Consider the following 18,701-nt stretch of genomic DNA (forward strand, 5'->3'; position numbering starts at 1 on the left):
TTTGGCTTATCTAAAATCAACAATCCAAATACGTGATAATAAATGCCTAATACTTTAAACTAAAAATGAGTAAAACATATAAAGCTGTCAACTGGAATACCCCTGAGAACGATTATGTATTGATGTTCTGGGAACAAAATATCCGTCAATTCTGGATCGATACGGAATACATTCCTTCAAAAGATATCGATAGCTGGAAACGTATCAGTCCAGAAATGAAAGATGCGTATAAAAAAGCTTTAGGAGGATTAACCCTATTGGATACCCTTCAAAGCCATACTGGTATGCCTAAAATCATCGATCATATCGATACATTACAGAATAAAGCTGTATTGTCGTATATGTGTATGATGGAAGCTATCCACGCAAAATCGTATTCCACTATTTTCACGACAGTTTCTACAACCGCCGAAATAAACGACATTTTCGAATGGGTTCAACAAAATAAATATCTTCAATACAAAGCAGAAACGATTGATGGCTACTACCGTGCGATCGATAAAGAAGATGCTTCGGACGAAGAGATTTATATGGCGATGGCTGCATCCGTATTATTGGAGTCATTCTTATTCTATTCTGGATTCTTCTTGCCGTTATGGTTATGTGGACAAGGTGAAATGGTTGCTTCTGCCGATATCATTAAGAAAATTATCGCAGACGAATCAATTCATGGTGTATTCGTTGGATTAATAGCCCAAGATCAATTCAAAAAATTAAAAAATCAAGATCAGGTAAAAGCTCGTTTCTTGGCCTTGCTTTACAATTTGTATGAAAATGAGCTGAAATATACAGAAGAGATCTATACTGAAGTTGGCTTAACTGCAGAGGTAAAAGAATATGTTCGTTACAATGCCAACAAAGCATTGATGAATTTGGGCTTTGATCCGATCTTCGAAGTAAAACAAGTCAACCCAATCGTATTGAATGGTTTGAATACTGAAACGACACAACATGACTTCTTCTCTAAGAAATCAACTAACTACGAAAAAGCAACGGAAATTGTCCATCTAAAAGATGATGACTTCAAAATGGATGTGGTCGTAGATATATAATATTGACGGTTCGTCAAACAAAAAGCCCCAAAGAAAATTCTTTGGGGCTTTTTGTTTGACGGGCAACGACTATTGTTGGAATGCTTTGATCGCCTGTCCGCGCCAAGCGGCATCAAGCGGTGCACCAAGCAACCATGTTAACGTAGGCGCGATATCATAAATCATCAAAGTTTCCTTGATTTCTTTTCCTTTTGGCACACCAGGTCCGGTCATTACCCAGGGAATCTCCACCTCGGCCAGCGATTTACCACCGTGTCCTTTTCCTGTACCGCCGTGATCCGCAGCAATAACAAAAATTGTTTCGTCTGCAATTCCTGCATCTTTTACAGCTTGCTGTAAGGTACCAATACGTCTGTCGACCTGTTTCAGTTCAGCATAGTATTCCGGTGTATTGTGCCCGATATTATGGCCTACACCATCAGGTTGGTCGAAATGCACAAAAGTAATCGTCGGTTTCTCCTTTTTTATGATATCCACAGTGGTACTCAAAGCCGCTTCATCATCATCCTTAGTGTTAATGACCTTTTGCACGACTTTGTTGTCGATCAAATAGCCTATACCCGGCCAACTATGTACCACAGCAAACTGTGCCTTGGGATTTTTGCTGGCAACAGCATTAAATAAGGAAGGAAACATTCCGTTTGCTGTTTTGGTTGTAGAAGGGATCTCGGGTGTCTTGCTATCCCATTCTGTATATCCATGCGCGGTAGGACCAGCGCCCATAATCATGGAAGCCCAGTTTACAGCACTAGAGGAAGGTAATACGGTACGTACATGTGTACTATATGTCCCCTCCTGCATCATCTTTTTAAGATTTGGCATTTCCGCTTTTGGTAAAGCATAAGCTCCAAAACCGTCAAAACCAACTAAAACAATGTGTTTGATCTTTTTGCTCTGTGCCGATACAGCACTTGTGGATAGCCCCAGTACGATCAATGGTAATAATAGATTTTTAATTTTCATCTGTATAATTTTTTTTTCAATTGCGATGAAGCTATCAGATTTATTCATTCCCTAATGTGATTGAATAAATCATGATGGTTTCATAATAAAATAACTTGGTATTCAATCAGTACGCAACCTCCTCAAGCTTTCTTGTATCCAGAATAGATAACCTGATGTTCCCGCCTATCCAATGAATCGTTCACATGCTAGATCAAGGTTTATCGATCATATTTTACAAGTCACGCTGGTAATAAGTTGACCTACCTCAAAAATAGAAATTTTACAGCGTCTATTATGTTAAGTAAACATTATTTAATCTCTCTAACCAATATGTTACAGAACAAAAAAAAGACGCTGAAAAATTATTTTCAGCGTCTTAACCTTATACCGTTTTACATCGATTTTAATACCCAGCTTTTGCCAACCGTGCATACATTTCGACAAAAGCACATTGATCGAGCAGCCATTTCGATTTATGTTGATCTTTCAGGCTCCAGTCTGCACTAAATAATCCTTCTTTATCGCGCATATGCTGCCAGGCAAATTCAAGATTCTTCGCAAACACTGTGAGGTACTTTTGGTCACCGTTCACTAAAGCGAGCTCTATGTAACCACGCATCATGACAGCATGAAACCACAAATTGCTATTTTTCAATTTTGGAAAATCCAATTTCTCCTTCGTTTCGAAAAAATAGCCGAAACATGCCTCAGCCAGCTGTTGTGCCTCCGCGAGGTACCGTTTATTTTTCGTTAACTTATAAAGCAATGTAGCCGCCTGTAACATTTGTCCGGCGTTGTACGAAAACTTAGCTTTTCCAATGTTTCCATTGAGCTGCATATTGTCCCAATATAACTTATCTTCGGGATCCTGAAGATTTCTTTTTGTCCATTCATAAAGACGCTCCCCTTCTTGCAGATAGTACCTATCATTGGTTGCCATAAATAACTTCAGTGCAAATACACTTGCTGGTGCATTCGAACACGTATTTTTAGATTCCTTTTTCTGTTCACACCAATAAACGCCACCGCCTAATTTATCATCCTCCCCACTCTTTACAAAATTCCAGATCTCTTTGGCTGAAGTCAGGTAGTTTGTTTTTTTTGTATGGATATAGCTATCTGTAAAATCGATACCCAACCAGATATTATCGTCATAAAAACGATCCGAGGGAGGAGCTGTATTTAAATAAGAAGCATAGCCAATAGGCGACCTACTTTCATCCCTATATTCCTGTAACCCCATCAGGACTTTTTTGTCGAGTATGAACTGAAATGCCTTTTTTGTTTTTGGCAATTCCATCAAGGCATTTACAGCCGAGAAACTACCCGAGAAAGGCCAGAGGTAAGCATATTTCTTATGCTGCGCTGCCTGTTGATTATTATCCAGATAATCGGCTTTAAAGTTTTCGTCAAAGGGATATTTTTCAGCCAAGAGCTGATTCTTGGTATTTCCAAACTTGCTATAGATGCTATCTAAAGTTTGGATAGCATAGTTTTGAAAATTATTTTTTTGTGCAAATAAGGTTGCACCAATAAAGTTCAAAAGAAACAACGTAAAATATCTTTTCATGTGTTTTAGGTAAAAGAATAGTAGATGCCTATGCGGCATCTACTATTCCTGAACATTAATAACCAGGGTTTTGTTTTAAATTGGGATTCATCGATATCTGTTGCTGAGGTATTGGATACACTGTTTTGCTGTCAGAAGAAGGTTTATGATCCCACCAAGTTGCTGTATGAAATTTGCCGAAGCGGATTAAATCCTCCCTTCTAAATCCTTCAAAAATAAATTCACGTCCTCGCTCTGCCAAGAGCTCGTCAAGTGTCAGTGTGCTGGTGGTATACTTTGCTTCACTCCAGTCTGTATCAGAAAAGGCTCTCTTTTTACAACTATTAATCAAATCGACAGCTTCTTGTGAAGGGCGTCCTCCATTTTTTCGCATCAATGCCTCGGCTTTCGCAAAATAAATCCAGCTTAGACGATAGACGTTCCAATCCGTATTGTTGTAATTTGCATTCGCAGGTATTTTAATACCGTTGACAGTACCCTCTACAGAGTTACCAAGCTTATATTTATTAAATCGGATACCACTATTCTCTTCTCCATCGCTCATTGTAGAAGACGTACCTCCAGTCTTAGCCCTTCGAATATAATCAACAAAAACAAGCTGTTCTCCTTTGTATTCCTCCGAACCTTGCACAATTTTACCGTCCACAAACTTAACCATAGGTCCGCTTAAAAACCATTCTTTTTTTCGCAAATCTTTTTCGTTATATTGATCGAAAACACCCGGAATTAACACAATACCGTTATTGCCAGTTCTTCCCCCACCATAGATCTCGCTTTGCACAAAATGATAAAATTCCCCTGGAAATCCAGGTTCAAAGTCTGCTGTCTGATAATCGTAGGCAATTGAAAAAATAGTTTCCTTAGACATGTCATTGGTCGGCACATAGGAATCTGTTAAATTTGGATCTAATGCCATGGCACCATTCAAACCTCCTCCAGCGCCCGATATCAATTTATCAGCAGCCGCAATACAATCGTCCCATCGCGGTTGACCAGACCATCTTTCAGCATTCAAATATAGTTCAACGAGCATTGCATAGCCTGAAGCCTGAGAGACTCTTCCCAGCATACTTTTTGTTAATTTAGGGGCTGAACCAATGTTATCTAAAATTTCCTTTTCAATAAATTCAAAAACCTCTTTTGTAGAAGAAGGTAGAGGCAAGGGCTCCTCTGCTGAACTCGGGGCTTTGGTAGTTATTGGAATATTGCCGAATAAATCCATTAGCTTTAGATAATGTAATGCCCGTAAAAGCTTTAGTTCAGCAATAAACTCATTCTTTTCAGCATCTGTTATCCCCATGCGAGCCACGTCAGATTTTTCGAGAATATCAATGGGGCTATTACACAAACCTACTCCCCAATACATCAATACCCATGCGTTGTTTAACCCACCTTCATCTACTGTCCAAGTATGATAATGCAGCCTTTTCCATTTGCCTCCATCTTCTCCATGCCGCCCTTTGGTCGGCCAGGCCAATTGATCTGCGGATAATTCTGCTGGCCGCCACCATCCATCCTGCCCTGATGGTGATATCCACGCATTTGCATGCGTGTATGGACGCAATACAGCTGATATAACCTCATTCTTATTTTTATAAAAATCGTCCGCTACAATGATATCATAAGCGTTTTCATCTAAATTTGTACAACTTGATGCATTAATTACGCAAGCTAAAAATAAAATCTTAACAATATTTTTCATAATACTATCTATTAAAAACCAAAATTTACACCAAACAAAAACGATCTCGTATTGGGATAAGGTCCTCTACTATCAATACCTAAACGTTGTCCATTTACTTCATTACCCAGCCCCGTATCCAATACAAAATCAGGATCATTCCCTGAATACCCTGTTATTGTTGCCAGATTTTGAGCCGTCAAATATATGCGCACATTATTCACCCAAGTGTTACTTTTCAATTTAAATCGATATCCCAATGTAACTTCATCAATTTTTAAGTGACTACCACTTTCCAAATAGTAATCAGAATACATATAGGTATCATTAATATCTTTATATTTGGTAAAAGCATCTCTCAAAAGATTCTCTGACCAGACCTTATTGCCATAAGAAAGTGCCGTTGTATTTAAGATATCATAATCGAATTTACCCCGCATAAAAATTCTCAGATCAAAATTCTTATAGGAAAAATTATTCGTCCAGGAAATATAATATTTGGGGACTGCATTTCCTATTACCGCTAAATCAGAAGAATTCAAATCATCTCTTGAATTATTAATCGCATCATTGTGCACAGCTTCGCCATTTCGGTTATAAAAAAGCCATTTTCCTTCATCATCAAATCCGGCAAATCGTTTACCAAAAAATTCACCGATCTTGTGTCCTTCGTACGTTGTGAATGCATCGCCCAATGCTCCTGCTCCGCCGATTTCACCAAATGTTTTATATTTTACTTTAAATATATCATTCGAATAACTATCTAAAACATTTTTTAGCGTACTAGCTGTAAAATCCATGTTCCACTTAAAATTCTCACGATCTATAGCACGATAGCTAAGCGCTAGCTCAATACCCTTTGAAGAAAGTGTACCTACATTGGAATATATATTATTTCTTATATAAGGAGGCTGTGGGGTAGTATATGTATCCAAAAGATCAACAGTTTTTCGTTGAAAAACATCAATTGAACCTGAAAGCTTATTGCTCAACATTGTGAAATCAACACCGATATTTGTTTCCTTCTTCGTCTCCCACCGCAAGTTTGGATTCGGATTACGGTCGGGTCCGTAGGTTTCTCGGTAGGACTCATCAGGGAACAGATATTTTCCTCCTCCCCCCAAAGTTAATCGAGAGGCATTATTAGCAAAGCCCGTATTTCCCGTTTCGCCATAACCTGCACGTAATTTCAAATTATTTATAAAACCGATATCTTTCATAAAATCTTCATTGCTGATGTTCCATCCCACTGATACTGCCGGAAAACTCCCCCATTTGTTATTTGCTCCAAATTTAGACGAACCTTCACGCCTTAGAATAAACTGAGCCATGTACTTATCCGCGTAGGTATAATTTACCCGGCCAAAAAAGGCGATCAAAGTATTGTCATTCTTATAGCTGTCCATATTAGCACGTCCATCCCGAAGCGCTTGTCCTTCCGACAAATTATCTTCATGGAAATTATTATTTATAAATCCCCTATTGTCTGCACTTTGTCCCTCGTCTTTCTCATAACGATAACTATATCCTGCTAATGCTGTGATTGCATGTTTTTCCGCAACGGTAGTGTTATATTGAAGTGTCGGTTCAAATGCATATTTTTCATTCAACAGATTGGATTTGGAAGCATATCCCCCACCCGGATAGTCTTGATCTTCTAAAGATGCTTCACTATTGAGCGCTCTATAAGCACCATCTGTATAGGAATTACGTTGTACCGACCCAAAAACACTGGCCTTTAATCCCTCAATTATATTTAAATCTGCTTTTCCGTCTAAAGAAGATGTCTGTTGTTTCCGATAACTTGTTTCAGTAAACAATCGCGCAAATTCATTTGTACTCGTTCGGTCATAACGAAAAGATCCATCATCGTTATAATTTGAGAGCGTCGGATTTTTCGTAGCTTCACTTTCCCAGCCACCACCGCCTAACAAGTTCGCATTGTTCGTATTGGTAGCGATATTGAGGAGAAAATTCAAACGATCGTTAAAGCCCTTCTGGTTTATACTCGTTCTCACTGTATATTCCTTTCTTGAATTTTCCTTTGCAATACCTTCCAAATTTCGGAAATTGACACTTCCACGATAGGTAGTTGATTCATTACCTCCAGACAGTGAAAGGTTATGATTTTGTGAAAAATTATCTTTATTAATCAATTCATCAAAAAAATCGGTAGAATGGCCAAAATCAGTTTGTTTTAGCTCACCAGATGCAATCTTATCCCTAAACTCTTGTGGAGTTAAAAAATCAGGTCTATTATAGACAAAATCTTTGCGAAAATAACTGGAATAGTTGAATACCGATTTACCAGGTTTTCCCCTTTTTGTCGTAATCAGAATGACACCGGCATTGGCGCTTGTTCCATAAATCGCAGCACCAGATCCATCTTTCAGCACATCTATAGACTCAATATCATCTTGTTGTAGTAGATCCGGATTACCTCCAGGTATCCCATCAATAACAAACAATGGACTGGCACTACCAGTGACAGAAATCGCGCCCCGCAATTGAGTCGCTACACCTGAATTAGGATTTGACCCACTTCTAGACACCTGCAATCCCGCGACCTTTCCTTGAATGAGATCCAACGGGTTTCTCGCGCCGCTTTGACGAAATTGGTCTGCACTTACATGGGCTACTGAAGAAGTAACTTCCCTTATTTTTTGCGTACCATAACCGACAACTACAACCTCTTCCAACTGACTTTGGTCTTCTTCCAATTGAACAGAAATGGTATCGCCAGAAACTGTAACTTCTTTCGCTTTGTAACCAATAGAAGAGACAACCAACACGTCTCCCTGTTTAGCATCCAAAGAAAAATTACCTGACACATCTGACTGTGTCCCCTTCGATGTTCCTTTAACAGTGATGTTTACACTTGAAATTGGCTTTCCATCAGCATTCAAGACTTTTCCCTTAATTTGTTGTTGGGGCTTTTTCGATTCCGTTAGAAAAGAGTTGCTTAACATCCTTTGAGAAGAGACAGTAGCCTGCGCATGCTGCATTGCTCCTGCGATAAAAATCAAAGATAAGAATAGCTTAGATTCTCCTTTTAATCGCACAACTGTTTTTAAATCAATTTTGCTCATATTTTTATTATGGTGATTAGTATATAAAACGATTTAGCTTATTGGCAAAGGCATTTTTATTTATTATTATTTATAATAGTTGCCGAAAACAGTGATTATTGTGTTATTCAATACACATCATTATATCGGAAACATTTAGTATTAAATATTAATTGAGTATCGGCACGTGATTCAAAATCGCCATCCTATATCAGCAAAATCGGTTTTGCTAAGAAAGTAAAAAAAATGGAAGCTTTTTTAGAAATATACGTTGGATTTCCTTCTTTGGTTTATTATTTAGTTCAAGTGTATGATTCGATCGTTAAGATAGGTATTTTTAATTTTAAATCAAAAATAATTTAGAATTATTGTTTTTATGAAATTCAGTTAAAAAGCAACTTATATCCCATAAAAAAGAACTCATGAATATTCACAAGCCCTATTTTTATACATTGATAAGATAAAGGGTAGATTGAATACCCTTTATCTTATATTAGTTATGTCTATTGGTATCCTGGATTCTGAGTCAGTTTATTATTACGCTGTATCTCATCAGGAGAAATAGGCCATAATAAGTCGGATTCTTTAAATGTTGCTCCAGAGCCATTCTTTGCACCAATCAATGGAACAAAATCTACTTTTCCAGCTTCTGTTGTAGAAATAACAGGGAACATTTTAGTTCTAACAATATCGTCCCACATTTTAAATTCCAATGGGAACTCGCGGAGACGCTCTTTCCAGCATTCTTTCACAAAATTTTCTGCTGATAATGTTTGCAATTCGGCCGTATAAGCAGAAACTGATTTTCCTTCTGTATTAGCACGAGCTTTGACCTTCGCTAAATAACCCGCTGCTTCCGCACTTACACCCGTTGATTTAGCAATACTCTCAGCGGCAGTCAATAATGCCTCAGGATAGCGGTAAAAATTCCAGTCTTTTGTACCCCTCCCTGTTGTCAGCAATGCCTGTTCATCCACATAATACCATATTCCTGCATCTGTAGATGTCCATGTTTTACCGTTAATCGGATTTGTATATGACCAATGGTAGAACTGATTTGGTTTAATCCTTAAATCTTTTTTATCATAAACATTCAAAAACTGCTTAGTTGGGCCAAAAACACGCTCAAATATCGAATAAGTAGTAAATACAGAAACTGCCGAAGAACTAAAAGCAGTCGCTGTTCGCGCACCACTATTATTAATAGTTTCATCAAACTCCTGTGCATATATAACCTCATCTAAGTCATCAGTCTTACGCAGTAAGTTATATGCACTACTCTGCTCAAGATCAATATTTTCAGTCATCTTATGCGGAGAATTCACCACAATTTTAGCTGCTGTTGCCGCATCTGCGTATTTTCCCTCTTGCAAATAAACATCAGCTAAGAGCATTGCTGCTGCATATTTAGTAATGCGATGCCCATTCTCTGCGAATTTTTTTGCAGGCAATACTTCAACCGCACTCTTTAAATCTTGCTCGATCAACTCATATATTTTCGCAGCATCTGTACGCTCTATGTAAAGTGGATCAGTCAAGTTTTCGTTAGGGAGCGTATACAACGGGAGTGCCCCGAATGTTTTGACAAGGTAAAAGTAGTTATAAGCTCTAAAGAATTTTGCCTCTGCCAACAACGTATTTTTCTTTGCCTCATTTGGCATACTTATTTCTGGAATGTACTTTATACCTGCATTGGCAATATTAATCGCTTTAAAACCTTCATCCCAGATCGTATTCATCGTTGGCGAGATGATATTTGTATTTTGTTGTCGCGTCAATTCACGGGCGAATAAACTAACACGTTCTTGTCCTTCGTAGCTATTTGTAAAATATCCAGTCAAAATAGTATTGATCGAGGCTGTAGATCCAAGGTAAGAACCGGTAGAAGAATAACGTATTGGCGCCCCGCGACGATAAAGTGAATTTACAGTTGCTTCGGCCTGTCCTTCATTCTGATAATAACTTATTAACGATAAGTTTGAGCCCGGATTTTCTTCCAAAAATTTATTACAGGATGTTGTCAATGCCATTCCGGCTAATAACAACATGATTAATTTAGTCTTCATCTTTTTAAATTCTATGAATTAAAATGTAACATTAACACCTAAAGAGAAAGTCTTCGCTCTAGGATAAGAGAAAAAGGTCATATTTTGTCCAAATTTACTCTCCCCTTGTGAGGTACTTTCTGGATCATAACCTTTAAAATCTTTTGATGTGAACAAAAATGGATTATTTGCATTCGCATAAACACGTAATCTCGATAATCCTATTCGCTTCAACGCATCAGCTTTGAATGTATATCCCAATTGCATCAAGTTTACACGAAGATAGGATCCGTCCGCAACCCAAGCATCATCCACATTGGTATCCTGTCCCGCATGCCCACCATTGGTCAGATAGATGGCCTGCTGCATGGTATTCGGATTGGAACCATTGTATGCATCTGTCAAAATTTCCTTCAGACCATTGGTAATTCCAAAACGATCATAAGTAGAATGGAAAAATTGTTGCATGACATCCACTCCTTTGACAAATTGCAGATCTAGGGTAAAATCGAAGTTCTTGTAACGGAGGTTGTTAATAAAACTACCTGTCCAATCAGGTAGTCCTTTTCCTATGATTTCCTTTTCTTTTGAACGTTTTGCACGTCCTATATCTTTTATTTCTGCATTTCCTGCGTCAACATCCGCCTGTGTATATACGCCTAATCTTCTATAGCCATAGAAACTATTTAGGTTTTCACCGACACGAATAATGCTATTGGCCCCGCCGACCCAATCATTTTGTAAGATATCAGCGTTGTTCTCGCCTAATTTCAAGACTTTATTTTTGTTATAGTTTCCGTTCAACGATGCCTTCCACTCAAAATTCTCATTGGTCACAATTGTACCTGTAATCATCATGTCTAAACCTTGATTCTGAACAGATCCTATATTCTTATAAACCGAATTAAAGCCGGTTGCCCTTGGTAGAGGCGCCTCCAACAAAAGATCTGTCGTTTTCCGACGATAATAAGAAATATCAAAGTTTAATCGATTTTTTAGTAATCCCAGTTCCACCCCAAAATCAAACTGGGCCGTTTTTTCCCATTTTAAATCCGGGTTCGAAATCGTGTTCACAAATGAATATGGAGCCCTAGCATTATTCAGCAAGATTGTTCCAGCGTCGACGATTGACAACGACTTATAGGGGTCGATTTCGGAGTTACCTGTCAAACCGTAACTTGTATGTAATTTCAAATTACTGATTGTTTCGTTGCCTTGTAAAAATTCCTCATTGGACACATTCCATGCCAAACCTAGTGAAGGGAAAAATGCATATTTATTGTTCTTACCAAATTTAGATGAACCATCATAACGGCTGGTTACCGTTGCTGAATAGCGATTATCATACGAGTAAGCAGCTCTTAAGAAATATGAATTCATCGCCCATTCATTGACATTAGACTCGAGTCCAGAAGGAGTGATGCCCAATCCCATGTTATTATACTCGTAAAAATCATCCGGAAATCCCTCTGATCTCATTTTATCGTAATCATACGTTTTCTTTTGCCAAGAGAGACCTGCCATTGCATTGATCCGATGTTTATCGAATTGCTTATTATAGGTTAGATAAGTTTCTTCCTGCCAATACAATGTATTTGTATGGGTACGTTCTGCCCAGCCATTCGGCCTAGAAATATTATTTAACAGCTTTGAAGAATATCCCTTATAATCTTTTCTATGGTGGTCAATCCCTAGTTGTGTTTTCAAATCCAAACCATCAGCTAGATGAAATGTTAATGCCGCATTTCCAAAAATTTGTGTATTGTAGCGCATTCGTTTTTGCAAATCTAGAATGGCGACGGGATTGGACATACCTTCAAAACCCAATTGTTCTGCTACAGTCGATGACGACGAATTCGTATAGAGACCGTCCTTATCATAAACTGGATACCAAGGAATCATCTCAATCATGGTACGACGAGCTTCCTGTCCACCGCCATCTTCTGGAGTATAACGTCCCCAAGTGTGATTAACGGTTAAATTAATTGCTGTAGATAACCAGGATGTAGGTTTTGCATCATAAGCCATTTTTGCATTTATCCGCTTGTTCCAGGTATTATTCATGATCCCTTGTTGGTCGGTATAATTCAAAAATGCACCAACAGAAGATTTTTCATCACCTTGTTGTACATTTAGTTGATGATTATGTGAAATAGCTGTACGTGTTGCCTCTTTCTGCCAATCCGTATCATACAGTGGATTACCATTTCCATCAAAATAGTTTGCATCATTAAACCAGGTCTTTTTATCCAAAGACCAAGATTTTCCTTGGTATTTGTTTTCATTCTCCAATCCGATCATAAAGGCATCCACCCATTCCTGTGCATTCAGCACATCCATGTAGCGTTGAGCAGAGCTCACTCCAGCTGATCCTTGATAACTAATTGTTCTAGATCCGTCTTTATTTCCACGTTTTGTTGTTACCAAGATAACGCCATTTGCACCACGTGCACCATAAATAGCTGCAGAAGAAGCATCTTTTAAGACCTCAATATTTTCGATATCATTCGGATTCAACAAATTGAAATCTTCCATCACGACTCCGTCGACAACGTAAAGAGGATTGGAAGACGAGTTGATCGTAGCCACACCACGGATAACGACTCTATTTCCATATGCTCCAGGTTGACTGGAATTAGAAAAGATATTCACCCCCGAAGCTTTTCCCCTCAAGGCATCTAAAGGGCTAAAACTCTGATCTTTGATCATGTCTGCCCCTTTGACCATGGCGATAGAACCTGTCACATCAGATTTACGCATTGTACCGTAACCAACAACGACAACCTCGTCCAATTGGCTTTGATCATCGTCCAATTGTACAGAAACAGTTGCACCGGAAACAGTAACTTCTTTGGCTTTGTAACCAATGGAAGAGACGACCAATACATCCCCCGATTTAGCATCCAATGTAAAATTACCCAAGGCATCAGATTGTGTGCCCTTTGAAGTACCTTTAACGGCGATGTTAACTCCTGAAATTGGTTTTCCAGTAGCATCCAATACTTTTCCTTTAACTTGTTGCTGCACATGGTTTACTTCTTTTACGAAGGATTTGCCATCGTAATTGGCAGAAGTTCCGACTGCGGCATTGACTTGTTGGAAAGTACCAGCAATGACAGCCAATGAGAAAAATAACTTTGATTTTTTCCCAAGCTGCGCAAGTGATTTTACGTCAACTTTGCTCATATTAATAGTGATTTGGTTTATAAAAACGTTTTAGCAAAAAGATGCTTAGAACGTCTAGTTTAATTTAGTTTCCCTTAATTGATGGTTTTAAAATCGATCTGCTTTCTTAAAATTGCATATGATACTCCCCTTGCTTTCATTTAACAGAAAACATAAGGTTTCAAAATGTCTATGGGATTATTGCCGCATAGCATCTGTAATAAATTAAGCTAAATCGCTTTTGCTTTTGTTGTAAAATTTTTTGGTTTCCCTATTTTGGTTCTTTAATTGTCTTTTTTATTACTTATTGGTTCTTTAATTGTTTATTCGTTATTGTTTTCCCTTTTGGTTATTATTTCTTGGTTTTAACGTGCTATTAAGTTGGAAAGATAGCACTTTAATTTTACTGGGGAAAGATTTATTTTCAAAACCTTTCCCCAATAAACTAAATATTTCCTTTCTTCATCTCGCTGATCGCATAATCGACAGATCGTGCCGAAAATGCCATATAGGTCAATGAAGGATTTTGTGTTGATGTTGAGGTCATACTTGCACCATCTGTGACAAAAACGTTTTTCACAGCATGCATCTGATTCCATTTATTCAGTACCGAAGTTTTCGGATCGTGCCCCATACGTGCACCGCCCATTTCATGGATATCCAAACCTGGAGCCTGCCAGTGTGTATCCGGGCGAATGTTTGTGAAGCCAGCATCCGTAAACATCTCCGTCATGACAGCAATGTAATCCTTTTTCATTTTTTCATCATTCTCATCATAATCGACAGCAATTTTTAACAAAGGAATACCCCAGTCATCTTTCTTATTGCTATCCAATGAAACCATTCCTGATTCTTTTGGTATCGTTTCACCCATCATGTGAGATCCAACCTGCCAAACACCTAATTTAGGATTCAACAAATTGTTCTTCAGATCTAGCCCTAAACCTGAACGATCTGACTCTTTACTACGTGAAGCTCCGAAACCGGCGGCATAGCCCCTTAAAAAGTCTGTTTCCTGTTTGTGCAAGTTTCTGAAACGTGGAATATACCCTCCACCTGCGGGATTCCGCCCTTCGGCCGTGAAATCCAACATCCCTTCATACTCTGCATAAATGCGTGCACTATAGTTGTGAAAGGCAACATATTTTCCGAGCACACCACTATCATTACCCAAACCATTTGGAAAACGGTTCGATTTAGAATTCAATAAGATCAAATTAGTATTGATTGCAGCCGCATTGACAAAAATCAGTTTGGCATAAAAATCAATTTCCTCTTTTGTATTGGTATCTATAACACGTACACCGACTGCTTTTCCTTTTTGTTCATCATAGAGAATCGAATGAACAACCGAAAATGGGCGTAAGGTCATATTCCCGGTCTTGGCGGCCCAAGGGATTGTCGTTGCATTGGAACTGAAATATCCACCAAAAGGACATCCTCGCTGACAAAGTACGCGATTCTGACACTGTACACGTCCTTGTTCGATGTGAATCTGATTTGGTTTAGATAAGTGTGCACAACGTGCTGAAATAACTTTGCGTTCCGGAAATTTCTTTTGGACGCTTTCTTTAAAATACTTCTCGACAATATTTAATGGGTACCCTGGCAAAAACTCGCCGTCTGGCAATTCAGGAAGTCCATCGTGATTACCGGCAATACCGGCAAATTTTTCGACATAAGCGTACCAAGGTGCTAAATCAGCATAACGTATCGGCCAATCTACGGCAAAACCATCTCTCGCTGGCCCTTCGAAATCAAAGTCAGACCAACGTTGCGTCTGTCTCGCCCATAATAACGACTTGCCACCAACTTGATAGCCTCTGATCCAATCAAAAGGTTTCTCTTGAATATAAGGGTGTTCCTTGTCTTTTACAAAAAAATGAGCCGCATCTTCATGGAATGCATAACATTTGCTGACAATCGGATTTTCTTCTTTTACTTTGAAAGGCATTTCATTCCGATGTTCAAACTCCCAAGGCATCATATTGGTGGTTGGGTAATCCTTAATATGTTGTACATCACGTCCGCGTTCCAAAACCAATGTTTTCAAGCCTTTCTCGCACAACTCTTTTGCGGACCAACCGCCACTAATTCCCGAACCGATCACGATCGCATCGTAGGTTCTATTTTTTTCACTGTCAATATTTAGATTTGCCATCTGCTATTTATGCCTTAACTTTTACCGCACCATTGTACGGACCCGGAATAAGTTTATAGATCACCTTATTCTTCATCACGTATTCTGAGTTCATATACCCCTGAATTGCACGCGATTTGAAGGTCTCAAAAAAAGCCTTCTCGTCGGTTTGGTCTTTTAACCCCGCCAAAGTGGTCTCAGTCTCTTTGCTATTTTTTAAATTCAACTGTTTTCTCAATTTGTTGAAACCAGCGACAAATTTAGCCTGATTTTCTGGCGACTCACAGTCATCCACCATTTTGATGACGAAAAGATGTAAGTTCAGATCCTTTCCTCCCGGTGTATCCGATTTCGGAATCAGGATATTAGCCAGATCGCCCAAAAATTGCTCATCCTCCGCCGAAATCTTCAGCTTATTTAATACAATTGATGCACCTCCATCATTCAGACAGGACGACAAAATTGTCAGTCCTCCAGCTATAATGAAAAATTGCTTTATTGCGGTTCTACGGTTCATAATCAGAGTTCCCTTTACAATTCGGTAATATTACATATATCCGAATAAAAATACAAATGCTAAAACGATTAAATTATTTTACAACCCTCAAATCCATTGCGCCAACAGGGCTTTTGCCTCAGATAAGTTTTCCACAATGTTATCAACAGCTGTTAGTCTAGCACGTTCTACCTCCTGTTTCGTAACTGCAATCAACTGCGTCCCTGCTCCCAACGCAGATGTACTTCCGGTTGATGTATCCTCAATAGCCACACAGCGGTCAGTTGGTAGACCCAGATTTGTTAATGCCAAACGATAGGGTTCCGGATTGGGTTTTGGCAACTCCACACACTCACGCGTGACAAAAAACTCAAAATAATCCAAAAGCTCATGCTTGCCCAAAACAGTATCGACTGTGCTTCTATAACTCGAGGTCACAAGCCCAATACGGATATCTTCTGCTTTCAAAAAAGCTAAAATTTCTCGTGCTCCAGGCATCAATTCAATATCGCTCATGTTAGAATCGGCATAGGCCGCACGTGTACGCTTCCACATATGTTCTTCCGTCACGTCGTAGCCATAGTCCTCGGTAAGACGCTTGACATTATGTGCTAAAGTATGTCCAGCAAAATCGCGAATCCAATCTTCATAGTTGATCTGAAGGTTAAATTCTTGTTTTAATATAGGTGCCCAGTTTTTGAAATAGAAATATTCCGAATCAATTAACGTACCGTCCAGATCGAACAATACCGCCTGTATTTTATTCATAGTGTTAAAGATACACAAGTAGGTGGAAAAATCCTATTAAATGACACCACAATAGGTAGAATTTGAGAATGCACCATGATAGGTATCCCAAAAACCGATGTAGACATGATAATCAAATTTATCCTTTTTAAATGCCGCGACGTCAACCGTACATTCCCCCTGCGCCGCATCCGCGATGGCCATTTTGAGGTCGCCCTCCCGATCTAAACTAACTAAGGCCACATTTAATTTAAACATGCTATCCCTGTATTTCGGGTTCGGTATCCACGATAATTTCAACAGACCGTCTTCCCAACGAGCCTGAACACCTTCGGGTGAGACGAGATCCCCGACAAATACCTGCACTTTTTCCATATTAATAACTGGTTTATTTTCGACATCCACATCAAGCGCATTTTTGAAAATATGCTGCTGTGCAAGTTGAAATTTCCCTCGTCCGGAGTTTTTAGTTTCTTCAAATTGATACCCAAAGTTGACAATAGGCTTTATCCAGCCACAAAACTCACTTACCAATTTTATTTTCTGACGATGCGCCAATTGCGCGGCAGTTGGTGGTTTCGTACTTTTCTTCCTCGCCCCCCGGATAACACATTTTCCATTGAGATTGTAGCCATATACTGAACCTACTTTGCCTCGAAAACCACCATTTGGACCATCTTCTAATATTGCCATTTTTAAACCTTTTTATTGTAATTGCGGGATCTATTTTACACCCTAACAAATAATAGTTATCAATGTTTGACTTAATTTAGCAATAAATTAGAATTTAGCTAGGTTTAAGTTAGGGTTTATTTAGGTTATACCTAAACAAACCCTAACTAAACCCTAAGCTAACCCTAACTAAACCCTATGTAAATAGTTGCTTTGATAGTATGTACAAAAGCAGTTGTTTTCCTTCATTTTTGGATAAGCTTTGGACATTTATTAAGTTTGTTGTGGTAAACGAAAACTAATGTATACCGAGTATGAATGCACGACCAGCTTTTAGAAGATAGCCATTACGTTCGTTAGCATAGCGCATTCCGGCCAAGTGTAGGTAATTCACAACTAGCATATAGTACTTTCTAATACCGCCTCAAACGTACACGCGATGAAAACCGAGCTCATGAGTTCGCAAGAAATCTGAAAGCTTCATTGCCTTAAAAATTTATATAATGAAAATAATTGCAATCGGTCGCAATTACATCGACCACGCGAAAGAGCTCAATAATCCAGTCCCCGAGAATCCCATTATATTTTTAAAACCTGATACTGCGGTATTAAAGGATAACAAAGATTTCTATTACCCGGAATTCTCCAAAAATATTCAGTTCGAAACCGAAGTTGTCCTCCGGGTCTGTAAAGAAGGAAAACATGTGACACCAAAATTTGCATCAACATACTTCGATGCAGTCGGTCTGGGGATTGACTTCACCGCAAGGGATGTACAGCAGGAACTAAAAGCAAAAAGCCTTCCCTGGGAATTGGCAAAAGCATTTGACCATTCTGCAGTGATCAGCAACTTGATTCCTAAAGAAGAGCTTGCAGATGTGAACTCGATTGATTTCTCCCTGCAGCAAAATGGGCAAATAGTTCAGCAGGGAAACACCAAGGACATGATTTTCTCCTACGAGGATCTGATTGTGTATACCTCCAAGTTTATTACCCTCCGCAAAGGGGATCTCATTTACACAGGTACACCTGTTGGTGTCGGTTCCGTTGCCATCGGCGATTTATTGGAAGGTTTCATCGGCGAACAGAAGATGTTTAGCTGTAGAATTAAATAAGTTGG

The 18,701-nt window shown here is 38.8% G+C and carries 12 protein-coding genes; 2 read left to right on the forward strand and 10 right to left on the reverse strand.

Translation table 11 applies throughout. From position 1 onward, the window contains the following. Nucleotides 1-65: 65 nt before the first annotated feature. Nucleotides 66-1,052, forward strand: coding sequence for a class 1b ribonucleoside-diphosphate reductase subunit beta (gene nrdF / locus A9970_RS09980; RefSeq protein ID WP_070570180.1), 987 nt, complete (start codon nt 66-68; stop codon nt 1,050-1,052). A gap of 69 nt (nt 1,053-1,121) precedes the next feature. Here the strand turns inward: nrdF and A9970_RS09985 are convergent, their stop codons facing one another. From A9970_RS09985 to A9970_RS10030, 10 genes are all read right to left on the reverse strand, one after another. Continuing rightward, nucleotides 1,122-2,015, reverse strand: coding sequence for an alkaline phosphatase (locus A9970_RS09985; protein WP_153844285.1), 894 nt, complete (start codon nt 2,013-2,015; stop codon nt 1,122-1,124). A gap of 385 nt (nt 2,016-2,400) precedes the next feature. Continuing rightward, nucleotides 2,401-3,567, reverse strand: coding sequence for a glycoside hydrolase family 76 protein (locus A9970_RS09990; RefSeq protein WP_182982182.1), 1,167 nt, complete (start codon nt 3,565-3,567; stop codon nt 2,401-2,403). A gap of 55 nt (nt 3,568-3,622) precedes the next feature. Then, nucleotides 3,623-5,269 carry a RagB/SusD family nutrient uptake outer membrane protein gene (locus A9970_RS09995; RefSeq protein ID WP_182982183.1) on the reverse strand — a complete coding sequence of 549 codons (1,647 nt, stop codon included), beginning with the start codon at nt 5,267-5,269 and terminating at the stop codon, nt 3,623-3,625. Between the two features lie 11 nt (nt 5,270-5,280). Beyond that, nucleotides 5,281-8,337, reverse strand: coding sequence for a SusC/RagA family TonB-linked outer membrane protein (locus A9970_RS10000; protein WP_227550055.1), 3,057 nt, complete (start codon nt 8,335-8,337; stop codon nt 5,281-5,283). A gap of 482 nt (nt 8,338-8,819) precedes the next feature. Further along, nucleotides 8,820-10,382 (reverse strand): RagB/SusD family nutrient uptake outer membrane protein, encoded by a 1,563-nt coding sequence (locus A9970_RS10005; RefSeq protein WP_153844288.1) that lies wholly within the window; start codon nt 10,380-10,382, stop codon nt 8,820-8,822. An 18-nt stretch (nt 10,383-10,400) separates the two neighbouring features. Next, complete coding sequence (locus A9970_RS10010) at nt 10,401-13,547, reverse strand: TonB-dependent receptor (RefSeq protein WP_182982184.1); 3,147 nt, start codon at nt 13,545-13,547, stop codon at nt 10,401-10,403. A gap of 424 nt (nt 13,548-13,971) precedes the next feature. After that, nucleotides 13,972-15,687 (reverse strand): GMC oxidoreductase, encoded by a 1,716-nt coding sequence (locus A9970_RS10015; protein ID WP_182982185.1) that lies wholly within the window; start codon nt 15,685-15,687, stop codon nt 13,972-13,974. A 7-nt stretch (nt 15,688-15,694) separates the two neighbouring features. Beyond that, a complete protein-coding gene (locus A9970_RS10020; protein WP_182982186.1) occupies nt 15,695-16,183 on the reverse strand; it encodes a gluconate 2-dehydrogenase subunit 3 family protein in 489 nt (162 codons plus the stop codon). A gap of 87 nt (nt 16,184-16,270) precedes the next feature. Then, nucleotides 16,271-16,930 carry an HAD family phosphatase gene (locus tag A9970_RS10025; RefSeq protein ID WP_182982187.1) on the reverse strand — a complete coding sequence of 220 codons (660 nt, stop codon included), beginning with the start codon at nt 16,928-16,930 and terminating at the stop codon, nt 16,271-16,273. 36 nt (nt 16,931-16,966) lie between these two features. Further along, complete coding sequence (locus tag A9970_RS10030; protein ID WP_182982188.1) at nt 16,967-17,602, reverse strand: DUF6266 family protein; 636 nt, start codon at nt 17,600-17,602, stop codon at nt 16,967-16,969. Between the two features lie 482 nt (nt 17,603-18,084). Between A9970_RS10030 and A9970_RS10035 the strand changes: the two genes are divergently transcribed. Beyond that, the gene (locus A9970_RS10035) at nt 18,085-18,696 is read left to right on the forward strand and encodes a fumarylacetoacetate hydrolase family protein (protein WP_182982189.1); all 612 of its coding nucleotides are present in this window, start codon (nt 18,085-18,087) and stop codon (nt 18,694-18,696) included. Nucleotides 18,697-18,701 lie beyond the last annotated feature (5 nt).

This window comes from Sphingobacterium sp. UME9 (assembly GCF_014170215.1).
GTDB lineage: Bacteria > Bacteroidota > Bacteroidia > Sphingobacteriales > Sphingobacteriaceae > Sphingobacterium > Sphingobacterium paramultivorum.

Bases quoted from the DNA above. Each gene is read 5' to 3' on its own strand.
- nrdF (WP_070570180.1), top strand. From the start codon at position 66: ATGAGTAAAACATATAAAGCTGTCAACTGGAATACCCCTGAGAACGAT.
- A9970_RS09985 (WP_153844285.1), bottom strand. From the start codon at position 2,015: ATGAAAATTAAAAATCTATTATTACCATTGATCGTACTGGGGCTATCC.
- A9970_RS09990 (WP_182982182.1), bottom strand. From the start codon at position 3,567: ATGAAAAGATATTTTACGTTGTTTCTTTTGAACTTTATTGGTGCAACC.
- A9970_RS09995 (WP_182982183.1), bottom strand. From the start codon at position 5,269: ATGAAAAATATTGTTAAGATTTTATTTTTAGCTTGCGTAATTAATGCA.
- A9970_RS10000 (WP_227550055.1), bottom strand. From the start codon at position 8,337: ATGAGCAAAATTGATTTAAAAACAGTTGTGCGATTAAAAGGAGAATCT.
- A9970_RS10005 (WP_153844288.1), bottom strand. From the start codon at position 10,382: ATGAAGACTAAATTAATCATGTTGTTATTAGCCGGAATGGCATTGACA.
- A9970_RS10010 (WP_182982184.1), bottom strand. From the start codon at position 13,547: ATGAGCAAAGTTGACGTAAAATCACTTGCGCAGCTTGGGAAAAAATCA.
- A9970_RS10015 (WP_182982185.1), bottom strand. From the start codon at position 15,687: ATGGCAAATCTAAATATTGACAGTGAAAAAAATAGAACCTACGATGCG.
- A9970_RS10020 (WP_182982186.1), bottom strand. From the start codon at position 16,183: ATGAACCGTAGAACCGCAATAAAGCAATTTTTCATTATAGCTGGAGGA.
- A9970_RS10025 (WP_182982187.1), bottom strand. From the start codon at position 16,930: ATGAATAAAATACAGGCGGTATTGTTCGATCTGGACGGTACGTTAATT.
- A9970_RS10030 (WP_182982188.1), bottom strand. From the start codon at position 17,602: ATGGCAATATTAGAAGATGGTCCAAATGGTGGTTTTCGAGGCAAAGTA.
- A9970_RS10035 (WP_182982189.1), top strand. From the start codon at position 18,085: ATGAAAATAATTGCAATCGGTCGCAATTACATCGACCACGCGAAAGAG.